This window comes from Limnohabitans sp. JirII-29 (genome assembly GCF_003063395.1).
In the GTDB taxonomy this organism is placed as follows: domain Bacteria; phylum Pseudomonadota; class Gammaproteobacteria; order Burkholderiales; family Burkholderiaceae_C; genus Limnohabitans.
In genome coordinates, this window is record NZ_NESB01000001.1 from 198,935 (window position 1) to 217,647 (window position 18,713).

Below are 18,713 nucleotides of genomic sequence, written 5' to 3' on the forward strand. Positions count from 1 at the left end.
CATGACTGTCTCTGACGCCTTGCTCCCCTCCCGCATCGTCTGCCTCACCGAGGAGACCACGGAGTGGCTGTACCTGTTGGGGCAAGATGCGCGCATCGTCGGCATTTCAGGCTACACGGTGCGCCCGCGTCGGGCGCGGGCTGAAAAGCCCAAGGTCAGCGCGTTCTTGAGCGCCAAGATCGACAAAATCTTGGCGCTTGAGCCCGACTGCGTGTTTGGTTTTTCAGATTTGCAAGCCGATATTGCGGCTTCGCTCATTCGTGCGGGCGTGCAAGTCACGGTGTTCAACCAACGCAGTGTGGAGGAGATTTTTTCCATGCTCTACCAAGTGGCTGCGATGGTGGGGCAAGCTGACCAAGGCCTGCAACGCTTGGCGCACATGCGTGTGCAGTTGGACGAGATACGTCACACCGCGGCTACCTTCAAGCGTCGCCCCAAGATTTATTTTGAAGAGTGGGACGAGCCCCACATCAGCGCCATCCGCTGGGTGTCAGAGCTCATGGGCATCGCGGGGGGTGACGACTGCTTTCCTGATCTGGCGCGCATGTCGCTGGGCAAAGACCGCATCATTGCCGATGGGCAAACCATCGTGGAACGTGCGCCCGACATCATCATTGGTTCATGGTGTGGCAAAAAATTTCGCGCTGACAAGATGGCTGCGCGCCCCGGTTGGCAAGACGTGCCTGCCGTGCGCCATGGGCAGTTGTTTGAAATTAAATCAGCCGACATCTTGCAACCCGGCCCCGCCGCCTTGACCGATGGCGTGGCGCAGTTGCACCGCATCGTGCAGCAATGGGTGGTGCAACATGGCTGAGCACACCCTGGCGCGTGCTGGGTGCTTGCCGCGTGAGCCGCGGGTTACGCGTCTACGGGGTTGGCTGTGTCTGTGCGTTGTGTGGCTGTGCATCGCGTGGCTGTGTGTGGGGCATGCCCATGCGGTGGTGGTGCGCGATGACCGGCAGGTCGAGGTGACACTCACCCACACACCGCAACGCATCGTCAGCCTGCTGCCATCCCTCACAGAAACCGTGTGTGCCTTGGGCCAATGCCAGCGGCTGGTGGGTGTGGACCGCTATTCCAACTGGCCCGAGCCGGTGGCCAAGCTGCCGCGTTTGGGTGGCGGCATCGACCCGCAAATCGAAAGCGTGGTCGCCCTTGCCCCCGACCTCGTGCTGATGGCCAGCTCTGCACGTGGTGCCGATCGTCTGCGTGCCTTGGGGCTTAAGGTGTTGTCGCTCGAGCCCAAGTCACACGCCGACATGCAGCGCGTCATCACCACATTGGGCCAAGCCCTGGGTTTAGCCAACGCAGACGCACAACGTGTGTGGCATGACATGCAGTCTGGGGTGGAGGCAGCCGCCCAATCGGTGCCCGCGTCGGCGCGTGGCGCACGTGTGTACTTCGAAGTCAGCCCCGCGCCGCATGCGGCCAGCGAGGCTTCTTTCATTGGCGAGACCTTGACGCGCTTGGGCGCACGCAATGTGGTGCCCGCCGCGTTGGGGCCGTTTCCGCAACTCAACCCAGAGTTTGTGGTGCGCGCCCAGCCCGATGTGATCATGGTGGGCGACAGCAACTGGGCCCTGATGCGCAACCGTCCTGGCTGGGCCAACCTGAGCGCCTTGCATCAGCAACGGGTGTGCACCTTCACGCCCGAGCAGTCGGATGTGCTGGTGCGTCCCGGTCCGCGCATGGCTGAAGCGGCGGCACTGATGGCCCAATGTCTGCGCAGTGTGCGAGGTGCGCCATGAGCCGCACGCGTGTCACAACCAGGCAGGCCATTCACCCCTGGCACTTGGGCAGCGTGTTGCTGCTGCTCAGCCTGATCGGCTTGGTGATGGGCAGCGCGGTGGGCAGCACAGGGGTATCTCGCGTGTGGGCGCTGTGGCAAGACCCCCTGTCATGGCAAATCGTGTGGGACATCCGTCTGCCGCGCTCGGTCGGTGCTTGGGTGGGCGGGGCCTTGCTGGGGTTGGCTGGGGCGCTGGCGCAGGGTTTGTTTCGCAACCCCTTGGCCGATCCGTATTTGTTGGGCAGCGCCTCCGGTGCGTCGCTGGGTGTGGCGCTGGGCTTGGCACTGTTGGGGCCCAGCGTGGCAACAGGGCTGTGGCTGCATGTGGGACTCACGGGCATGGCGTTTGGAGGGGCCGTGTTGGCGGTGGGGCTCACGCTGGTGTTGGCGCGTGGCGTGCAGTACAGCTTGCGTTTGTTGTTGGCGGGTGTGATTGTGGGCGTGGTGCTGGGCGCGGTGTCGTCGCTCATCACCTTGTTGCGCCCCGAAGTGTTGCAAGGCATGCAAGGCTTTGTGTTGGGCTCGACCGCGTTTGTCAGTTGGCCGGCTTGCGGGTTGATGTTGGCGGTGCTGCTGTTGTGCAGCGCGCTGGCGGCATGGCTGAGCCCCTTGTTGGATGCGCTGAGTTTGGGCGAGTCCACCACTTTGAGTTTGGGGCTGCCTCTGGGGCCCATGCGGGTGGTGTTGGTGGGCGTGCTCTCGTTGGCCACGGCCACCGCTGTGGCGCAACTGGGCTTGATTGCCTTTGTGGGCTTGGCCGCGCCGCATGTGGTGCGCGCCATCACCCACAGCACCCACCGCTGGGGCGGGGTGTTGTCGGCGGGCATGGGGGGGGCGTTGCTGTTGTGGGCCGACGTGCTGGCGCGCGCTGTGCTGGCCCCGCAAGAGTTGCCGGTGGGGCTGCTCACCGCCGTGTTGGGCGGTGTCTATTTGTTGTGGCTCATGCACCGCAACCAAGGGCAAGAACAAGGGTCAGGGGGGGCTTTATGAACACCTCAACCCGCATGGCCTTGCGGGCTCAAGGGCTGCATGTGTCCTTGGGCCGTCGCCCCGTGTTGCAGGATGTGAATGCCACGTTTGCCGCCGGGCGCTGGACCAGCATCGTGGGGCCCAATGGCGCGGGCAAGTCGAGCTTGCTCAAGGTGTTGGCGGGTGTGTTGCCCGCAGCCCAAGGCCAGGTGTTCTGGTTTGACCAACCGGTGCAGGCCATGCACCGCCGTGCACGTGCGCAGCAGCTGGCTTGGTTGGGACAAAGCGAAGCGGCGTCAGACGATGTGCGTGTCTGGGATGTGGTGATGCTGGGGCGCTTGCCACACCAAGATTGGCTGGCTGGCCCCAGTGCACAAGACCATGCCGAGGTGATGCGCGCGCTGCATGCCACCCAGTCGTGGGACTGGCGTGAGCGGCGCTTGGGGGCCTTGTCGGGCGGCGAACGCCAACGCGTGTTGCTGGCGCGTGCGCTGGCGGTGCAAGCGCAGGTCTTGTTGATGGACGAACCCTTGGCCAATCTTGACCCGCCTTACCAAGTGGACTGGTTGCAGCAGATGCGCGCCTTGGTGGCCGAGGGCAAAACCGTGGTCAGTGTGCTGCACGAAATCGGCATGGCCTTGCAGGCTGATGAACTGGTGCTGATGCAAGCCGGGCGGGTGGTGTTTCAGGGCGCGTGCGCACAAGCGGCCACGCACCGCGCGGTGGAAGCGGTGTTCGAACACCGCATTGCCATCCATGCTGTGGCCCAGCAGTGGGTGGTGGTGCCTCATCTCTCATCTCAGGGGGCTGTATGACCGCACGTTGTGTCATGGTGCTCGGCACGTCCAGTGGGGCGGGTAAAAGCTGGTTGGCCACGGCCTTGTGCCGCTGGTATGCGCGCCAGGGTTTCAAGGTGGCACCGTTCAAAGCGCAAAACATGAGCAACAACGCCCGGGTGGTGGCCTCTGCCCACGGCTTGGGCGAGATCGGTTCGGCCCAGTACTTTCAGGCCTTGGCGGCGCGTGCCGTGCCCGACGTGCGCATGAACCCCTTGCTGCTCAAGCCTGAGGCCGACACCCACAGCCAGGTGGTGTTGCTGGGCGACGTCAACCACGCACTCACCCACACGCCCTGGCGCGAACGCAGCGAACATGTGTGGCCGCACATCGCGGCGGCGCTGGATGCGCTGCGGGCTGAGCACGATGTGGTGGTGATCGAAGGGGCGGGCTCGCCCGCCGAGATCAACCTGATGGACAGCGACATCGTCAACCTGCGCGTGGCACGACACGCCGACGCACGCTGCTTGCTGGTGACCGACATCGACAAAGGCGGCGCTTTTGCGCATCTGTACGGCACCTGGGCCTTGCTGCCGCCCACCGACCAGGCGCGCATTGCCGGGTTTGTGCTCAACAAGTTTCGTGGCGATGCCAGCTTGCTGGCACCTGCGCCCGAGCAATTGCAAATCTTGACCGGCGTGCCCACCGTGGCCACCTTGCCCATGTGGTGGCAGCACGGCTTGCCAGAAGAAGACGGTGTGTTTGACGACCGCAGTCGCAGCACAGGTGCCGTCACCCGCACCGTGGCTGTGGTGGCCTATCCGCGCATCAGCAACCTGGATGAATTTCAGCCCCTTAAAAACGTGCCTGGCCTGCGCTTGGTGTGGGCGCGCACGCCCGCTGATGTGGCGGGCTTGACGCCCACCGATTGGCTCATCTTGCCCGGCTCCAAACACACCAGCAGCGACTTGGCCTGGCTGCGCGCCCAGGGTTTGGATCAGGCCGTGGCCCAACACGCCGCGCAGGGTGGGGCGGTGTTGGGCATTTGTGGTGGGCTGCAAATGTTGGGCGAAGCCTTGATCGACACCGATGGCATTGACGGCAATGCGCCCGGTTTGGGCTTGCTGCCTTTGGTCACCGTGTTTGCCACCGACAAAACCGTGCGCCACACACAGGCCAGGTTTGCGCCCATGACGGGGGCTTGGTCAGCGCTGTCGGGCGTGGATGTGCAAGGCTATGAAATTCATCACGGCCAAACCGCTGAGCACACCGCCATGGCAGCCGCGGGCCAACGCGCGGTGGAGGTGTTGCCGCATTTGGCATGGCAAAACCTCAGCGGCAATGTGCTGGGCATTTACCTGCATGGCATGTTGGAAGACCCCCGTGTGCTGCACGCCTTGTTCGGTCAACACGTCCCCACGTTAGACACCGTGTTCGATGGCTTGGCCGATTTTGTGGCCAAGCACATGAGCGTGGACACCTTGCGGCGCTTGCTCACATCGCCAACTTAGCCGACACCAAACGGTTGAGGCTGACGCCTTGCTCAGCAGCCTCGGTGGCCAAACTTCGATGCACCACGGATGGCACGCGAACAATGAAGCGACCACTGTAATTTTTTTCTGACAAAGCTTCTGGAATCAGCTCTTTGTTGGCTTGCATGTCTGCCACCACGTTGCTGACGACTTTGCGGATACCTGCCAGCGCTTTCTCAGGGCTTGGTGCCAACCAAGACAGCGACGGGAACTCGGCGCACAGGCCAATATGTTCGTTGTCATCGGGTGACCACGTCACGCGGTAGGTGTAGTGGTTGATGTTCATGGTTTCACTCCCAATCGGTCCAGTGCTAACAGTACTTGCTTGACCTGATAAGCCTTTGCTTTACCTTTGTCGTTTTGAATGTTCACCCTTGGGTCCCCAGGCCACGGAGTTTTGAAAATCGAATGGCTGCCGCCTTGCTGCCTTGCTTTGCCAAAGTAAAATTCGCAAAGCTTGTGCAGATCAGCAAAGCGAACATTGGCAGGTTCACGCCGCATTTGCTCCAAGATTTTGTCGAGGTTGGCCATTGAGTAATGATATCTTTATTGATACTTCTTGCCAAGCCGAATGACGACGGCCTAAGGCTTGCGTCAGTTGTCACAGCAGATTCGGCAAAATGCGGCCATGAACATCCAACGTCGCCTCCTTCTTCGTGCCGCCGTGTGGCTGGCGTTCACCGCCACAGGCTGGTGTGTGCAAGCTGCCATGGCGCAAAGCCACTACCCCAGCAAACCGATTGTGATGGTGGTGCCGCAAACCGCGGGTGGCACCAACGACATCGTGGGACGTGTGGTCAGCCAAAAACTCTCTGAGGTGCTGGGTGCGCCTGTGGCGGTTGAAAACCGTCCCGGTGCCGGCGGCAACATCGGCACGCAGTACGCCGCCAAAGCGCCCAAAGACGGGTACACCTTGTTGATGACCATCAGCAGCAGCCAGGCCATCAACCCCGCGCTGTACAAGAACCCGGGCTTTGACCCGGTGAAAGACTTCAAGCCCATCAGCCTCATTGGTGCCGTGCCCAATGTGTTGTTGGCACACCCAGGCTTTGCGCCCAACTCGGTGAAAGAACTCATCGCCTTGGCCAAAGCCAAACCCGGCTTTTACCAATACGCCTCAGCAGGCAATGGCACCCTCAACCACCTGCTGGGTGAAATGCTCAACAGCATGGCTGGCATCGACTTGCAGCACGTGCCCTACAAAGGCGTGGCACCAGCCCTGAACGATGTACTGGGTGGGCAGTTGCCGCTGGTGTTTGCCAGCTTGCCTTCGTCGCTGTCGCATATCAAGGCCGGCAAACTTAAGCCGCTGGCGGTGAGCAGCCCACGCCGCTCCCCCGCCTTGCCTGACGTGCCTGCTTTGTCAGAGGTGGTGCCGGGTTACAGCGGCACGCTGTGGATTGGCCTGTTTGCCCCAGCGGGTGTACCGAGCGATGTGTTGGCCAAGTTGCAAGACGGCATGGGCAAAGCCTTGGCCGCCAAAGACTTGCGTGACAAGCTGGAACTGCAAGGCGTGGAGTTGGCCGCGCCCACCACGCCCGAGCAATTTGCCGCCTTGCTAAACGAAGACATGGTGCGCTGGGCACAGATCGTCAAAAGCTCCGGCGCTTCGGTGGACTGACGCCCATGAGCACGTTGCTCACGCCCGACACCTTGGCGCACTTGCAAAGCTGGCAAGGCCGCAGTGAAACCCTGCAAGACCTCATCACGCCAGCGCCGTTGCGCGCCCTCAGTGCCACGCTGGACCGTGACGATGCCGAGCCTGTGGCGGGCACCGAGTTGCCGCCGCTGTGGCACTGGTTGTTTTTTTTGCCGCACCACCGTCAGTCCGAGATTGGCCCCGATGGTCATGCCAAGCGCGGTGGGTTTTTGCCGCCCGTGCCATTGCCGCGTCGCATGTGGGCGGGTGGGCGTTTGGAGTGGCATGCACCGTTGCGTGTGGGCGATGCGGTGCGCCGTGTCTCCACCATCGCGTCGGTCACGCACAAGGCTGGCCGCACGGGTGACTTGTTGTTTGTGTTGGTCAAACACGAGGTGCACAACGCACACGGTTTGTGCTTGACGGAAGAGCACGACATCGTCTATCGCCCGGCTGCCCAGCCGGGCGATGCCGCCCCAGCACCGTTGTCTGCGGCGCAGCAAGTGCAGCCAGGCGCCGTGTGGCAGCGCGAGGTGGTGCCTGACGATGTGCTGCTGTTTCGCTACTCGGCGCTGACCTTCAATGGCCACCGCATCCACTACGACCGCCAGTACGTCACCCAGGTCGAAGGTTATCCCGGTTTGGTGGTGCATGGTCCCTTGATCGCCACCTTGTTGGTGGATCTGGTACGCCGACACAGCGATCGTCCGATGCGACGCTTTGAATTCAAAGCCCTGCGCCCCACGTTTGAGTGTGCCGACCAGCGCCATCTGCGCGTGAGCGGCCAGCCCGATGCCAGTGGCCAACACATCCGCCTGTGGGCGCAAGACCACGCAGGCTGGCTCACCATGCAAGCCAGCGCCGAACTTGTCTGATCGATTTCTCATGACATCCCACAACCCCTCAGCCCCACACAAGCCCCGTCCGCTCGACCACATCACCGTGGTGTCGCTCGAGCACGCCATTGCGGCACCGTTTTGCACCCGCCAATTGGCCGACCTGGGTGCCCGCGTCATCAAGGTTGAGCGTCCGGGGGTGGGCGACTTTGCCCGTGCCTATGACCAGCGTGCCCACGGCCAGTCGTCCCACTTTGTGTGGGTCAACCGCTCCAAAGAGAGCTTGGCGCTTGACCTCAAAGACCCGCAACACTTGGCCGTGCTCAAGGCCTTGTTGGCCAAAGCCGATGTGTTGGTACAAAACCTCGCACCTGGTGCTGCGGCCCGCATGGGGCTAGATGCCCCCACGCTGATGGCGGCGCAGCCACGCTTGATCGTGTGCGACATCTCGGGCTACGGCAACGACGGCCCTTACCGCGACAAGAAGGCGTATGACTTGCTGATTCAAAGCGAAGCGGGTTATTTGTCGGTCACGGGCACGCCCGAGCAGCCCAGCAAAAGCGGTAACTCGATTGCCGACATTGCAGCGGGCATGTACGCCTACACCAACATCTTGTCGGCGCTGTTGCTGCGCGACAAAACCGGGCAGGGCTCGCACATTGACGTGTCCATGCTGGAAGCCTTGAGCGAGTGGATGGGCTTTCCCATGTACTACGCCATGGACGGTGCCTCGCCACCGCCTCGTACAGGGGCCGCGCATGCCACCATTTACCCGTATGGGCCTTTCCAGGCGGGCGATGGTGGCACGGTGATGTTGGGCCTGCAAAACGAACGTGAGTGGGTGCAGTTTTGCCAGCACGTGTTGTTGCAACCCGAGTTGGCGACCGATGCGCGCTTTGACAGCAATGCGCGACGCAACACCCATCGCGTGGCCTTGCAACACATCATTCTGGACAGCTTTGCCGAGTTGACCGCCGCCCAAGTGATTGAGCGGCTGGACGTGGCACACATCGCCAACGCCCGCATGAACAGCATGGCCGAGGTGTGGGCCCATCCGCAGTTGCAGGCGCGCGCGCGCTGGACCTCGGTGGGTTCACCCGCCGGGCCTATGCCTGCGTTGTTGCCGCCGGGCAAGCAAAGCAGCTTTGACTACCGCATGGATGACATTCCCTCGGTGGGCCAACACACCGAGGCGATTCTGCAAGAGTTGGGGCTGACGCTGCCGCCTCTCTGAGCTTCATCTGCAAGGGCAGGGCGGGTTAACCGGGATGTGCATGAGGGTGTGTGTGATTCACCATGCACCCCTGCGATGTCGCACACCTGAGGACCCTGGATGAAAAACACACGCTCTATTTGGCTGTTGGTTTGTTGCCTGTTTAGCGGCTGGGTGCAAGCCCAACCCACCGTGCCGAGCTATCCCGACAAACCTGTCACCTTGATCATCCCGTTCGCGGCGGGTGGCCCCACCGATGTGGTGGCACGCATGATGGCTATTCCCATGGGCAAATCGCTCGGGCAGTCGGTGTTGGTGGAAAACGTCAACGGGGCAGGCGGCACCATTGCCTCCAACCGGGTGGCGCGTGCGGCCCCCAATGGCTACACCATTTACTTGCACCACATGGGCATGGCCACTGCGCCTGCCTTGTACAAAAAGTTGCCGTTCGATCCGCTCAAAGACTTCGAGTACATCGGCCAGGTGCTGGATGTGCCCATGACCTTGCTGGCACGCAAAGACATGTCTGCCAACACCTTCCCCGAGTTGCTGGCCTACATCAAGGCCAACAAAGACAAGGTGTCTTTGGCCGATGCGGGGCTGGGCGCGGTGTCTAACCTGTGCGGCCTGTTGTTCAAGAGCATGATTGGCGTCGACATCAACACCATCCCTTACAAAGGCACAGGCCCGGCGATGAATGATTTGCTGGGGGGGCAGGTGGACATGCTGTGCGACCAAACCACGCAGACCGTGCCCATGATCAAAGAGGGCCGCGTCAAGGTGTATGGCGTCACCACCACCAAACGGCTGGCCGCGTTGCCCAACATTCCCACGCTGGACGAGCAAGGACTCAAAGGCTTTGAAGTCAAGGTCTGGCACGGCATGTACGCGCCCAAAGGCACACCCGCACCGGTGCTTGACAAAATCAACGCCGCCTTGCGCTTTGCCATGCAAGACCCCACGGTCAAACAACGCATGGCTGACTTGAGTTCAGACATTCCACCGCTGGAAAAAATCACGCCCCAAGGTTTGAAAACCCACTTGGAGGCCGAGATCGCCAAGTGGGACCCGATCATTCGCAAGGCGGGTGTGTCGGCAGATTGAGCGGGCAGTGCTTTGGCTGAAGCCACCTTCGGGTGGCTTTTTTGCATTTGTTGGCAGATCAACAACCCAGGTTTTAATTCCCTCGAATTCGAGGGAATTAAAAACGAAGCGGGGCGAAACAGTTTCTACTTGTCGACCAAGAAATGGATTGATGCCACAGGGGCCATTGGCCTTTTGGCAAAAGCAGGGCGATACGGCGGTACGTTTGCACACAAAGACATTGCATTCGAATTTGGATCATGGCTGAGCCCGGAGTTCAAGCTATACCTCATTAAAGAGTTTCAACGTCTCAAAGACGAAGAAGCGAAGAGCACCGCGTTGGAGTGGAACTTTCAACGCACCTTGACCAAGGTGAACTACAAAATCCACACCGATGCGATCAAGGCGCACTTGATCCCCCCGCGACTGACCAAGGCACAGACGGTAACTGTGTATGCCAGTGAGGCAGATTTGTTGAACGTAGCCTTGTTTGGTGCAGCTCAACGGTATTGCTATCCGTCAGATGCGTTCGCTCGTGGGAATGAACGAAATAAAAAAATTGAGCAGCATCACAATCCCTGCTGTCAAAGCAAAAAAATAATTTTCAAGATTGACATCCAATGAGCCTGCTTCAAGGCGACATGCACACGCTCAGCCAAATCCCTTTTTTCAGTCTTTGAGTACAAAAGCGTAATCTCGGTGTTACTTGGTTTGAGCTCTTTGAAATTTCGATTAGAGAAATCAATTTACCAATGTTAAACTTCTGCATGAGACATTCGCACATCTAAAAAGCAGGAGACATGCCCCATGGGGTCTTACACCTACCCGAAATTCGCTTACGTGCCGCCCACCGATTTGATGACCACGCCGCCGCAGCGCCGGCCTCTGGTGGTCATCGGTGCCGGGCCTGTGGGCTTGGCTGCCGCCGTGGATGCGCGCTTGCAGGGCTTGGAGGTGTTGCTGTTTGACGAGGACGACTCGGTGTCGGTGGGTTCGCGTGCCGTGTGCTACGCCAAACGCACCTTGGAAATTTTGGACCGGCTGGGCATTGGCCAACCCTTGTGTGACAAAGGTGTGAGCTGGAACATTGGCCGCACCTTTTTGCAAGAGGACGAGGTCTACCAGTTCAACCTGGTGCCCGAGCCCGGGCACAAGCGCCCAGGCATGATCAACCTGCAGCAATACTATTTGGAAGAAGCCTTGGTGGCGCGTGCGCTGGAATTGGGCGTGGACATCCGCTGGAAGTGCAAAGCGGTGGGCGTGACCTCCGAGGCCGACCATGCGGTGGTGCGCATCGAGTCGCCCGAGGGTGAGTTCAGCATCGAGGCCGACTGGCTGGTGGTGGCCGATGGGGCACGCAGCCCGATACGCCGCATGTTGGGCTTGGACATGGAAGGCCAGGTGTTCAAAGACCGCTTCTTGATTGCCGATGTGGTGATGAAAGCCGACTTTCCCGCCGAGCGTCGCTTGTGGTTTGACCCTCCGTTTCACCGGGGCCAAAGTGTGCTCTTGCACAAGCAGGCCGACAACGTGTGGCGCATTGACTTTCAACTCGGCTGGGACGCCGACCCCGAGGAAGAAACTAAGCCCGAGCGGGTGGTGCCGCGCATCCAAGCCATGCTGGGTGACGAGCGTCCGTTCGCGTTGGAGTGGGTCAGCATCTACACCTTCCAGTGCCGGCGCATGAACAAGTTCAAGCACCAGCGTTTGTTGTTTGCGGGCGATGCCGCGCACCAGGTGTCGCCGTTTGGCGCACGCGGTGCCAACTCAGGCCTGCAAGACGCCGATGGCCTGATGTGGAAGCTGGCGCTGGTCATTAAGGGTTTGGCCCCCGAGTCATTGCTGGAGAGCTACAACGACGAGCGTGTCTACGCTGCTGACGAAAACATCTTGAACTCGACCCGCTCGACCGACTTCATCACGCCCAAGAGCCCCACCAGCGTGCTGTTCAGGCAAGCGGCGCTGGAGTTGGCGCGGCATCACCCGTTTGCCCGCAAGTTGGTCAACTCGGGCCGTTTGTCGGTGCCGAGCTTCATCACCCACTCGGTGCTCAATACCCCCGACGTTGATGTGTTTGCGGGCGACATGTTGCCGGGCGCACCGATGGACGATGCGCCCATCACCTGCAACGGCCAAAGCAACTGGTTGCTCGACCAACTCGGTCATCGGTTTCAGTGCTTGGTGTATGTGGACGAGGTGGCGCAACTCGATGCCCAGACCTTGCGTGATCTGCAACGCTTGGCGCAAGATGCGGTGGCGGTAGAGCCCATCGTGGTCAGCCGTCAGGCGGGTGCGGTGGACGGCGTGACCGTGCTGGTCGATGCGCAAGGCCTGTTTGCCAAGCGCTACGACGCACAGCCTGGCAGTGCCTGGCTGGTGCGTCCTGACCAACATGTGGTGGCGCGTTGGCGCGGCATCCACCGCGACGCGATTGCCGCCGCGCGTGACCGTGCCATTTGTAATGTGTGACGCCAGGAGCCGACCATGACACAGACCCTGAACCTCGCCCCCAACTTCAACGAAGCCGGCAAGCGCTACTTTCGCGATTTCACGCCGGGCGATGATTTTTACCAAGCCCTCATCGACACCCACCGGGGCCTGAGTGACGCACAAAGCGCCTTGGTCAACGCCAAGCTCATCTTGCTGTTGGCCAACCATGTGGGTGATATGCACGTGCTGCGCGAGGCTTTGAACCTGGCGCGTGCCGATGTGGCCGCAGACCCTCAACCTTGACAGGAGAACTCGCATGAAGCTCAACCGCATTCACCACGTGGCCTACCGCTGTCTTGACGCCAAAGCCACGGTGGAGTGGTATGTCAAGCACCTCCACATGGACTTTGTGCTCGCCATTGCCGAAGACCAAGTGCCCAGCACCCACGCGCCCGACCCCTACATGCATGTGTTTCTCGATGCGGGACACGGCAATGTGCTCGCGTTTTTTGAGTTGCCCAACTCACCCGCGATGGGGCGTGACACCAACACGCCTGAGTGGGTGCAGCACTTGGCCTTCAAAGTCGACACCGTGGCTGAATTAGAAGAAGCCAAAGCCCGCTTGCAAGCGGCAGGCATTGCCGTGGTGGGTGTGACCGACCACACCATCTTCAAGAGCATTTACTTCTTTGACCCCAACGGTCACCGCCTCGAATTGGCATGTGACATTGGCACGCCAGAGATGTACAAAAAGCTCGACGAGGTGAAATGGGCGATGCTCGAAGAGTGGAGCCAAACCAAGCGCGCGCCCAAACATGCCGCTTGGATGCACGAGAAAGAGTTGGCTTAAGGTCGTTTAAAAAGCGACGATCAGGTGGTGCTTGGGGCGCGTGCTCTGGCGTCGTAAAGCCACTTGCGCATCACCTCGCACTTGATCTTGTGGGTGTCTGCATGCAGCGGGTTGATCAAAACCACCTGCTGCTCGACCACGATGCTGGACGGCACGACCAGAATGGCTTGTGATTGTTGACTCAGCCATGTGTTGCCCATCTCGATGCTGACCATGCTGGCAGGTTGCGCATCCCACTGAGGGTCGAGTTCTTTGACGGTGTAAATCTTGCGTTTATCCCACACCGCTTGCGGTATGCGTACCCTCACCAAGTAGCGGTTAAGCGGCAGCGTGTTGTTGAGGTGGACCAAGGTTTCCAAACAAGCCAACGCGGGAGAGTCTGCGCAATACAGCATGGGCTTACCGATGGCGTTCCAGCGACCGCCTGACAACTCCGCGCCTTTGCCTGTGGTGTCGTCCGCCTTGTAGCTAGGGGTGGCGTTGGCAATTCGCCACACGTCGATCACGCGTAGGCCCCAGTCTGCATTTGCAACAGCAGCTTCGAGACCATGTGTTGCCCCGTCACCGTGCCCAGAAACTCAGCCGGTGCGCGGCCTGCGAGCCCTGCATTGGGTTGTCGCAGCCAAGTGGCCATCCATTCTTCGGCATTGAAGCCTTTGGTGTTGCCAGACTCCGCGACCATGTGTTTGACTTGATCGAGCAAACGGCGCAGACCCAGTACGCGCTCGCTTTGATCGGGTGCCAAAATTTCATTGGCTTTGACTTTGCGATCAATGGTGCTGGCTGCAATGTTCAGCGCCCGCCAAAGTTCGGCATTGGGCATGGTGGTGAACGACCGCATCACCAAGTCTGCGTCTTTGGCTGAAACACCAAGTTGAATCAACCCAACAAACTGCGCATCACCCAATTTGTATAAGTTCTGCTTGGGCGCTTTGAATTTTGAAACGGTTTCTCTGGCGATGAGAGGTTTGGTGGGCTTGGTGCGGTACTTGGATGCATTGGAGGGGATGGGCATATAAATCTCCATTTGGCAGATTTAATTTTCCTATTTGGATTTTCAGTCTGCAAGCACTTTTTGTGTGACTCAAACTCTCCGCATCAAGGGGTGTTAAGGCTTGGCCGTCTTGGGTTTGAAGCTGCAATAGTCAGACACCGCGCACTGCCAGCACAAAGGCTTGCGGGCTTGGCACACATAGCGGCCATGCAAGATCAACCAATGGTGCGCGTCCACCAAGTATTCGGGCGGAATGCGCTGCATCAGCTTCATCTCCACCTCATACGGTGTTTTGCCGGGGGCCAGCCCGGTGCGGTTGCCCACTCTGAAAATGTGTGTGTCCACCGCCATGGTGGGTTCGCCAAACGCCACGTTCAACACCACGTTGGCGGTTTTGCGGCCCACGCCGGGCAGGGCTTCGAGGGCTTCACGTGTGCGCGGCACCACGCTGTGGTGTTGTTCCACCAAGATGCGACAGGTCTCCATCAGGTGACGGGCTTTGCTGCGGTACAGACCAATGGTCTGGATGTAACGCTCCAAACCTTCGAGCCCTAAATCCAAAATTTGTTGCGGCGTGTTGGCCACCGGAAACAGCTTGCGCGTGGCCTTGTTCACCCCCACATCGGTGGCTTGCGCACTCAGCAGCACAGCGGTGAGCAACTCAAACACGCTGGTATATTCCAACTCGGTATTGGGCTGCGGATTGGCTGCTTTCAGCGTCGCAAAAAATGGCTCAATGTGCTCTTTTTTCATATTCCATCGAATCAATTGGGGTCAGAACCCAATTATCTTCCTATGCAATTTGCCGACCGCCTCAACAACGTAGAAACCTCTGCCATTCGTGAACTATTCAAGCTGTTGGGCAAGCCCGGCATCATCAGTTTTGCCGGTGGGTTTCCAGACAGCGCCATGTTTGATGTGGAGGGCATTCGCGAAGCCAGTGCCCGTGCCTTGAGCGAAGAGCCCGGTGCTGCTTTGCAATATGGCGCTACCGAGGGCTACAACCCTTTGCGCGAACAGTTGGCCCACTTCATGGCCAGCAAGGGCGTGACGGGTTTGTCGCCCGAAGGCCTGATCGTGACCACGGGCAGCCAGCAGGCGCTCGACTTGATTGCCAAGACCTTGCTCAACCCAGGCGACGTGGCGCTGGTGGAAGGTCCTACGTTTTTGGCCACCATCCAGTGTTTCCGTTTGTATGGTCCGCACGTGTTGGGTGTGCCCATTGATGCCGACGGTGTGCAAGTGGAAAAACTCGAAGAGATGATCGTGCAGCACCGACCCAAGCTGGTGTATTTGATCCCCACGTTTGGCAACCCCAGCGGTGCCATGCTGAGTTTGGAGCGTCGTTTGCGCGTGCTTGAACTGGTCGTGAAATACCAAACCGTGGTGGTGGAAGACGACCCCTACGGCGACTTGTACTTTGGTGATGCGCCGCCGCCTTCGTTGCTGGCTTTGAGCGACCGCGTGCCGGGCAGCCGTGATTGGTTGGTGCACTGCGGCTCGCTGAGCAAAGTGCTGTCACCCGGCTTGCGTTTGGGCTGGATGATTGCGCCGCCCGAGTTGTTGGCGCGCGCCACTATGTGCAAGCAGTTCAGCGATGCCCACACGTCGACTTTTGCGCAAGCCACGGCTGCGCAATATCTGAAAGCGGGCCGCATGCCCGCCACGCTGGCCACGGTGCGTCGTGTGTATGGTGAGCGCGCGCATGCCATGGGCGAAGCGCTGCGCCGTGAGATGGGCGACGCCTTGACCTTCACCCAACCGCAGGGTGGCCTGTTCTTCTGGGCCAACCTCACCGGGGCAGGTGGCAAAGTGAAAGATGGCAACGAATTGGCCAAACGTGCGATTGAAAAAGGCGTGGCCTTTGTGCCAGGCGCGCCTTTCTTTGCCAACGACCCAGACACCAGCGCCATTCGCTTGAGCTTTGCCACCGCCGATGTGGCCAAAATTCAAGAAGGTATTGCGCGCTTGGGAACGGCGCTGTGATTTAAGATGATTCGCACACGAGGGGACGCCATGGAACTTCACGAATTAACCCAACTCTCAACGCAAGATCGCCTACAGGCGATGGAGTTGCTATGGCAGTCGTTCTCAGAGCAACAAGGCGTTGATCTGATTCCAGCATGGCATCAGCAAGTGCTGAATGACCGAATGGCCCGCATGCAAGCTGGGGTTGAAAAAACAACGCCATGGCAGACCGCAAAAGACCGCCTGCGTGACCTGACCCGAGCTGCTACCTGATCCGTGTTGGCAAAGAGGAGAAATCCTTTTGAATGGTTGTAACAGCATCAGCATCACAGATGCTGCGCAAGACGATTTATTGGCTGGCTTTTGGTTTTATCAGGCTCAGCTTGCGGGTTTGGGTGCCTACTTTCTTGATAGCTTATCGGCAGACATTGACTCGCTCATCATTCATGCGGGTGTTCATGCCAACAGCAACGGTGTTTACCGTAGTCTTGGAAGCCGTTTCCCCTACGCTATTTACTATCTTCTTCAAAGTGATGTGGTCACTGTGATCGCAGTTTTAGACACAAGACGTGACCCCGCTTGGACGCGTTCGAAACTTGCCACGCGCTAGGTGTTAACTGTTGGCTTGGTTGCTCAAAACACCCATCACTGCCAGCCAACCGGCTTGGGCCTTCGGGCCTGCTTGGTCAAAAGCCGCTTGCAACTGCTTGACTTGGGTGCCGGTCAGTTGTGCTTCTAGCTGCGCGCCTGCTTTGGTCAGTACCAATTGGCGCACGCGCCCGTCATGGGCGGCGGTGTTGTTGGCGATCAGTCCCATTTCAATGAGTTGACGCAAGGGCGCGTTCAAGGCCTGCTTGCTGACCTTGAGCGTGGCCAACAAGTCGTTGACCGTGGTGTGGGGTCGTACCCCCACAAAGTACAAGATGCGGTGGTGCACCCGGCTGAGTCCGCGCTTGTCGAGCATGCGGTCGGGCTGCTCGGTGAATGCGCGGTACGCAAAGTACATCTGTTCAATGGCTTGACGCGATGGGGCACTGGATAGGTCAATCATGTTGACATGATAAATCGCTTGGCTTTAAGATAAAAGGTCAACAAGATTGACATTTATCGGATCATTGCCATGAACCTCCAACTGTCCACACGTGTTCACGATTTACATGCTTCACCAATCCGCGAAATCCTGACGGTCATCGACCAACCGGGCATGGTTTCTTTTGCCGGTGGCCTGCCCGCACCCGATAGTTTTCCGTCGTTCAGTCTTGAAGGTATGCCACCCGACGTGTTGCAGTACGGTGGGAGCGAGGGCGAGTGGGATTTGCGCCAACACATTGCGCGTGACTTGAACACCCAGGGCTTGCCGTGTGATCCCGAGCAGGTGCTGGTGCTGTCTGGCTCACAGCAGGGCATTGACTTGGTCGCCAAGTTATTCATCGATCCAGGCACACCCGTGGCGGTGGAGTCACCCACCTATTTGGCAGCTTTGCAGGTGTTTCGTTTCTTTGGCGCACGCTTTGTGGCCTACGACCCTGCAACGATTGATGCCAAAGCATGGCGTGCCGACAAGCCTGCATTTGCGTATGCCATTCCTACCTTTCAAAACCCCACGGGGCGCTGCCTCAGCCATGACGAGCGCGAGGCCTTGGCCCATGCATGCGATGCCTCTGACACGCCTTTGTTCGAAGACGATCCGTACCGTGACTTGGTGTACGCCGCTTGTGACCGCAGCCCCGTGTGTGCGCGTCTTCAAAAAGCACCTTGGGTGTACCAGGGCTCGTTCTCCAAAAGCCTGGCACCGGGCTTGCGGCTGGGGTATTTGGTGGCGTCACCTTCTTTGCTACCGCTGCTGACCCGGTTGAAGCAAGCCGCCGATTTGCACAGCAACCGCATGAGCCAGTGGTTGGTGTTGCAGCAATTGCGCGATCCTGCACGCGGCCTGCGCTTGGAGGCCTTGGCCCAGCGCTATGGCGCGCGCCGTGATGCGTTTGATGCTGCGCTGCATCGGCACTTGGGGCATCTGGCGACTTGGCAAAAGCCAGCAGGCGGCTTGTTTTTTTGGCTCACACTGCGCCAGCCCATCGACACGCGTGCGTTGCTGCCGTTGGCGATTGAGCGCGGCGTGGCGTTTATGCCGGGAGAGCCGTTCATGCCCGCCCCCACGCAGGGCACAGGCCAGCTTCGTTTGAATTTCAGCCATGCCAACGAAGCACAAACCGAGCGTGGTTTGGCCGTGCTCGCAGAGCTGATTCAAGCCCAAGGCGTGGGTGTTTAACCCGTGTGTGCTTGGTAGGCTGCGGCGTCCATCAAGCTGTCGAGTTCTTGTGGGGCACTCAACTGCACTTTGTAGAACCAGCCTGCGCCTTCTGGGTCGCTGTTGGCCAATGACGGGTCGGCGCGCAAGGCTTCGTTGACTTCCGTCACTGTGCCGCTGGCTGGCATGTGCACGTCAGCGGCCGCTTTGACCGACTCCACCACACCGGCGACGCTGCCTTGGGCAAAGGTTTTACCCACCTCTGCGAAGTCGACAAACACGATGTCGCCGAGAGTATCTTGGGCATGGGTGGTGATGCCGACCGTGGCCGAGCCGCCGTCGATGCGAACCCAGGTATGTTCTTGGTGGTATTTGTGGGTCATAAC

24 protein-coding genes are annotated in these 18,713 nt (G+C 59.6%); 17 read left to right on the plus strand and 7 right to left on the minus strand.

Annotated elements, in window-relative coordinates; genetic code table 11:
- Position 1 precedes the first annotated feature (1 nt).
- Genes B9Z39_RS00960 through B9Z39_RS00980 form a run of 5 tightly spaced genes read left to right on the plus strand, consistent with a single transcriptional unit; the run spans position 2 to position 5,045 of the window.
- On the plus strand, positions 2 to 814 hold the full coding sequence (locus B9Z39_RS00960) for an ABC transporter substrate-binding protein (protein WP_108300411.1): 813 nt from the start codon (positions 2 to 4) through the stop codon (positions 812 to 814).
- Complete coding sequence (locus B9Z39_RS00965; RefSeq protein WP_108300412.1) at positions 807 to 1,748, plus strand: ABC transporter substrate-binding protein; 942 nt, start codon at positions 807 to 809, stop codon at positions 1,746 to 1,748. Before B9Z39_RS00960 ends, B9Z39_RS00965 begins: the two co-directional genes overlap by 8 nt.
- Positions 1,745 to 2,779 (plus strand): iron ABC transporter permease, encoded by a 1,035-nt coding sequence (locus B9Z39_RS00970; protein WP_199221154.1) that lies wholly within the window; start codon positions 1,745 to 1,747, stop codon positions 2,777 to 2,779. Before B9Z39_RS00965 ends, B9Z39_RS00970 begins: the two co-directional genes overlap by 4 nt.
- The gene (locus B9Z39_RS00975; RefSeq protein WP_108300413.1) at positions 2,776 to 3,573 is read left to right on the plus strand and encodes an ABC transporter ATP-binding protein; all 798 of its coding nucleotides are present in this window, start codon (positions 2,776 to 2,778) and stop codon (positions 3,571 to 3,573) included. Before B9Z39_RS00970 ends, B9Z39_RS00975 begins: the two co-directional genes overlap by 4 nt.
- Positions 3,570 to 5,045, plus strand: coding sequence for a cobyric acid synthase (locus tag B9Z39_RS00980; protein WP_108300414.1), 1,476 nt, complete (start codon positions 3,570 to 3,572; stop codon positions 5,043 to 5,045). The genes B9Z39_RS00975 and B9Z39_RS00980 overlap by 4 nt, the downstream gene beginning before the upstream one ends.
- Here B9Z39_RS00980 and B9Z39_RS00985 read toward each other — a convergent pair.
- Entirely contained in the window at positions 5,029 to 5,352 is a 324-nt protein-coding gene (locus B9Z39_RS00985; RefSeq protein ID WP_100146222.1) for a type II toxin-antitoxin system HicB family antitoxin, read from the minus strand. The genes B9Z39_RS00980 and B9Z39_RS00985 overlap by 17 nt on opposite strands.
- Positions 5,349 to 5,597 carry a toxin HicA gene (locus tag B9Z39_RS00990; RefSeq protein ID WP_100146221.1) on the minus strand — a complete coding sequence of 83 codons (249 nt, stop codon included), beginning with the start codon at positions 5,595 to 5,597 and terminating at the stop codon, positions 5,349 to 5,351. The genes B9Z39_RS00985 and B9Z39_RS00990 overlap by 4 nt, the downstream gene beginning before the upstream one ends.
- 97 nt (positions 5,598 to 5,694) lie before the next feature.
- On the opposite strand from B9Z39_RS00990, the gene B9Z39_RS00995 reads away from it, so the two are divergent.
- The 8 genes from B9Z39_RS00995 to B9Z39_RS01030 all read left to right on the plus strand — a co-directional run bounded on the left by B9Z39_RS00995 (position 5,695) and on the right by B9Z39_RS01030 (position 13,117).
- Positions 5,695 to 6,687 (plus strand): tripartite tricarboxylate transporter substrate binding protein, encoded by a 993-nt coding sequence (locus tag B9Z39_RS00995; RefSeq protein WP_100146251.1) that lies wholly within the window; start codon positions 5,695 to 5,697, stop codon positions 6,685 to 6,687.
- Between the two features lie 5 nt (positions 6,688 to 6,692).
- Entirely contained in the window at positions 6,693 to 7,580 is an 888-nt protein-coding gene (locus tag B9Z39_RS01000) for a MaoC family dehydratase N-terminal domain-containing protein (RefSeq protein WP_108300415.1), read from the plus strand.
- A gap of 10 nt (positions 7,581 to 7,590) precedes the next feature.
- Positions 7,591 to 8,775, plus strand: coding sequence for a CaiB/BaiF CoA-transferase family protein (locus tag B9Z39_RS01005; protein ID WP_108300416.1), 1,185 nt, complete (start codon positions 7,591 to 7,593; stop codon positions 8,773 to 8,775).
- A gap of 99 nt (positions 8,776 to 8,874) precedes the next feature.
- Positions 8,875 to 9,858, plus strand: a complete 984-nt coding sequence (locus tag B9Z39_RS01010; RefSeq protein ID WP_108300417.1) for a tripartite tricarboxylate transporter substrate binding protein BugD — start codon at positions 8,875 to 8,877, stop codon at positions 9,856 to 9,858.
- 12 nt (positions 9,859 to 9,870) lie between these two features.
- Positions 9,871 to 10,461 carry a KilA-N domain-containing protein gene (locus B9Z39_RS01015; protein WP_199172951.1) on the plus strand — a complete coding sequence of 197 codons (591 nt, stop codon included), beginning with the start codon at positions 9,871 to 9,873 and terminating at the stop codon, positions 10,459 to 10,461.
- 183 nt (positions 10,462 to 10,644) lie between these two features.
- Positions 10,645 to 12,306 (plus strand): FAD-dependent oxidoreductase, encoded by a 1,662-nt coding sequence (locus B9Z39_RS01020; protein ID WP_108300418.1) that lies wholly within the window; start codon positions 10,645 to 10,647, stop codon positions 12,304 to 12,306.
- A gap of 15 nt (positions 12,307 to 12,321) precedes the next feature.
- Complete coding sequence (locus tag B9Z39_RS01025) at positions 12,322 to 12,570, plus strand: DUF2783 domain-containing protein (protein ID WP_108300419.1); 249 nt, start codon at positions 12,322 to 12,324, stop codon at positions 12,568 to 12,570.
- A gap of 13 nt (positions 12,571 to 12,583) precedes the next feature.
- Entirely contained in the window at positions 12,584 to 13,117 is a 534-nt protein-coding gene (locus B9Z39_RS01030; protein ID WP_108300420.1) for a VOC family protein, read from the plus strand.
- Between the two features lie 20 nt (positions 13,118 to 13,137).
- Here B9Z39_RS01030 and B9Z39_RS01035 read toward each other — a convergent pair whose 3' ends face one another.
- From B9Z39_RS01035 to nth, 3 genes are all read right to left on the minus strand, one after another.
- Entirely contained in the window at positions 13,138 to 13,614 is a 477-nt protein-coding gene (locus B9Z39_RS01035) for an RES family NAD+ phosphorylase (protein WP_233248886.1), read from the minus strand.
- 5 nt (positions 13,615 to 13,619) lie between these two features.
- Positions 13,620 to 14,132: an antitoxin Xre/MbcA/ParS toxin-binding domain-containing protein gene (locus B9Z39_RS17120; RefSeq protein WP_233248887.1), complete on the minus strand. Its 513-nt coding sequence runs from the start codon at positions 14,130 to 14,132 to the stop codon at positions 13,620 to 13,622.
- A 93-nt stretch (positions 14,133 to 14,225) separates the two neighbouring features.
- Positions 14,226 to 14,864: an endonuclease III gene (gene nth / locus B9Z39_RS01045; protein ID WP_108300422.1), complete on the minus strand. Its 639-nt coding sequence runs from the start codon at positions 14,862 to 14,864 to the stop codon at positions 14,226 to 14,228.
- A gap of 42 nt (positions 14,865 to 14,906) precedes the next feature.
- On the opposite strand from nth, the gene B9Z39_RS01050 reads away from it, so the two are divergent.
- The 3 genes from B9Z39_RS01050 to B9Z39_RS01060 are packed head-to-tail and all read left to right on the plus strand — an operon-like array spanning position 14,907 to position 16,689.
- A complete protein-coding gene (locus B9Z39_RS01050) occupies positions 14,907 to 16,097 on the plus strand; it encodes a PLP-dependent aminotransferase family protein (protein WP_108300423.1) in 1,191 nt (396 codons plus the stop codon).
- A 30-nt stretch (positions 16,098 to 16,127) separates the two neighbouring features.
- Complete coding sequence (locus B9Z39_RS01055; RefSeq protein WP_158269437.1) at positions 16,128 to 16,352, plus strand: addiction module protein; 225 nt, start codon at positions 16,128 to 16,130, stop codon at positions 16,350 to 16,352.
- A 28-nt stretch (positions 16,353 to 16,380) separates the two neighbouring features.
- On the plus strand, positions 16,381 to 16,689 hold the full coding sequence (locus tag B9Z39_RS01060) for a type II toxin-antitoxin system RelE/ParE family toxin (protein WP_199221155.1): 309 nt from the start codon (positions 16,381 to 16,383) through the stop codon (positions 16,687 to 16,689).
- 3 nt (positions 16,690 to 16,692) lie between these two features.
- Here B9Z39_RS01060 and B9Z39_RS01065 read toward each other — a convergent pair whose 3' ends face one another.
- Complete coding sequence (locus tag B9Z39_RS01065) at positions 16,693 to 17,130, minus strand: MarR family winged helix-turn-helix transcriptional regulator (protein WP_108300425.1); 438 nt, start codon at positions 17,128 to 17,130, stop codon at positions 16,693 to 16,695.
- A gap of 69 nt (positions 17,131 to 17,199) precedes the next feature.
- Here B9Z39_RS01065 and B9Z39_RS01070 point away from each other — a divergent pair, with 69 nt between their 5' ends.
- Positions 17,200 to 18,348 carry a PLP-dependent aminotransferase family protein gene (locus tag B9Z39_RS01070; protein ID WP_199221156.1) on the plus strand — a complete coding sequence of 383 codons (1,149 nt, stop codon included), beginning with the start codon at positions 17,200 to 17,202 and terminating at the stop codon, positions 18,346 to 18,348.
- On the opposite strand, the gene gcvH is transcribed toward B9Z39_RS01070, so the two are convergent.
- Entirely contained in the window at positions 18,345 to 18,710 is a 366-nt protein-coding gene (gene gcvH / locus B9Z39_RS01075; RefSeq protein WP_100146210.1) for a glycine cleavage system protein GcvH, read from the minus strand. The two genes, B9Z39_RS01070 and gcvH, sit on opposite strands and share 4 nt — an antisense overlap.
- Positions 18,711 to 18,713 lie beyond the last annotated feature (3 nt).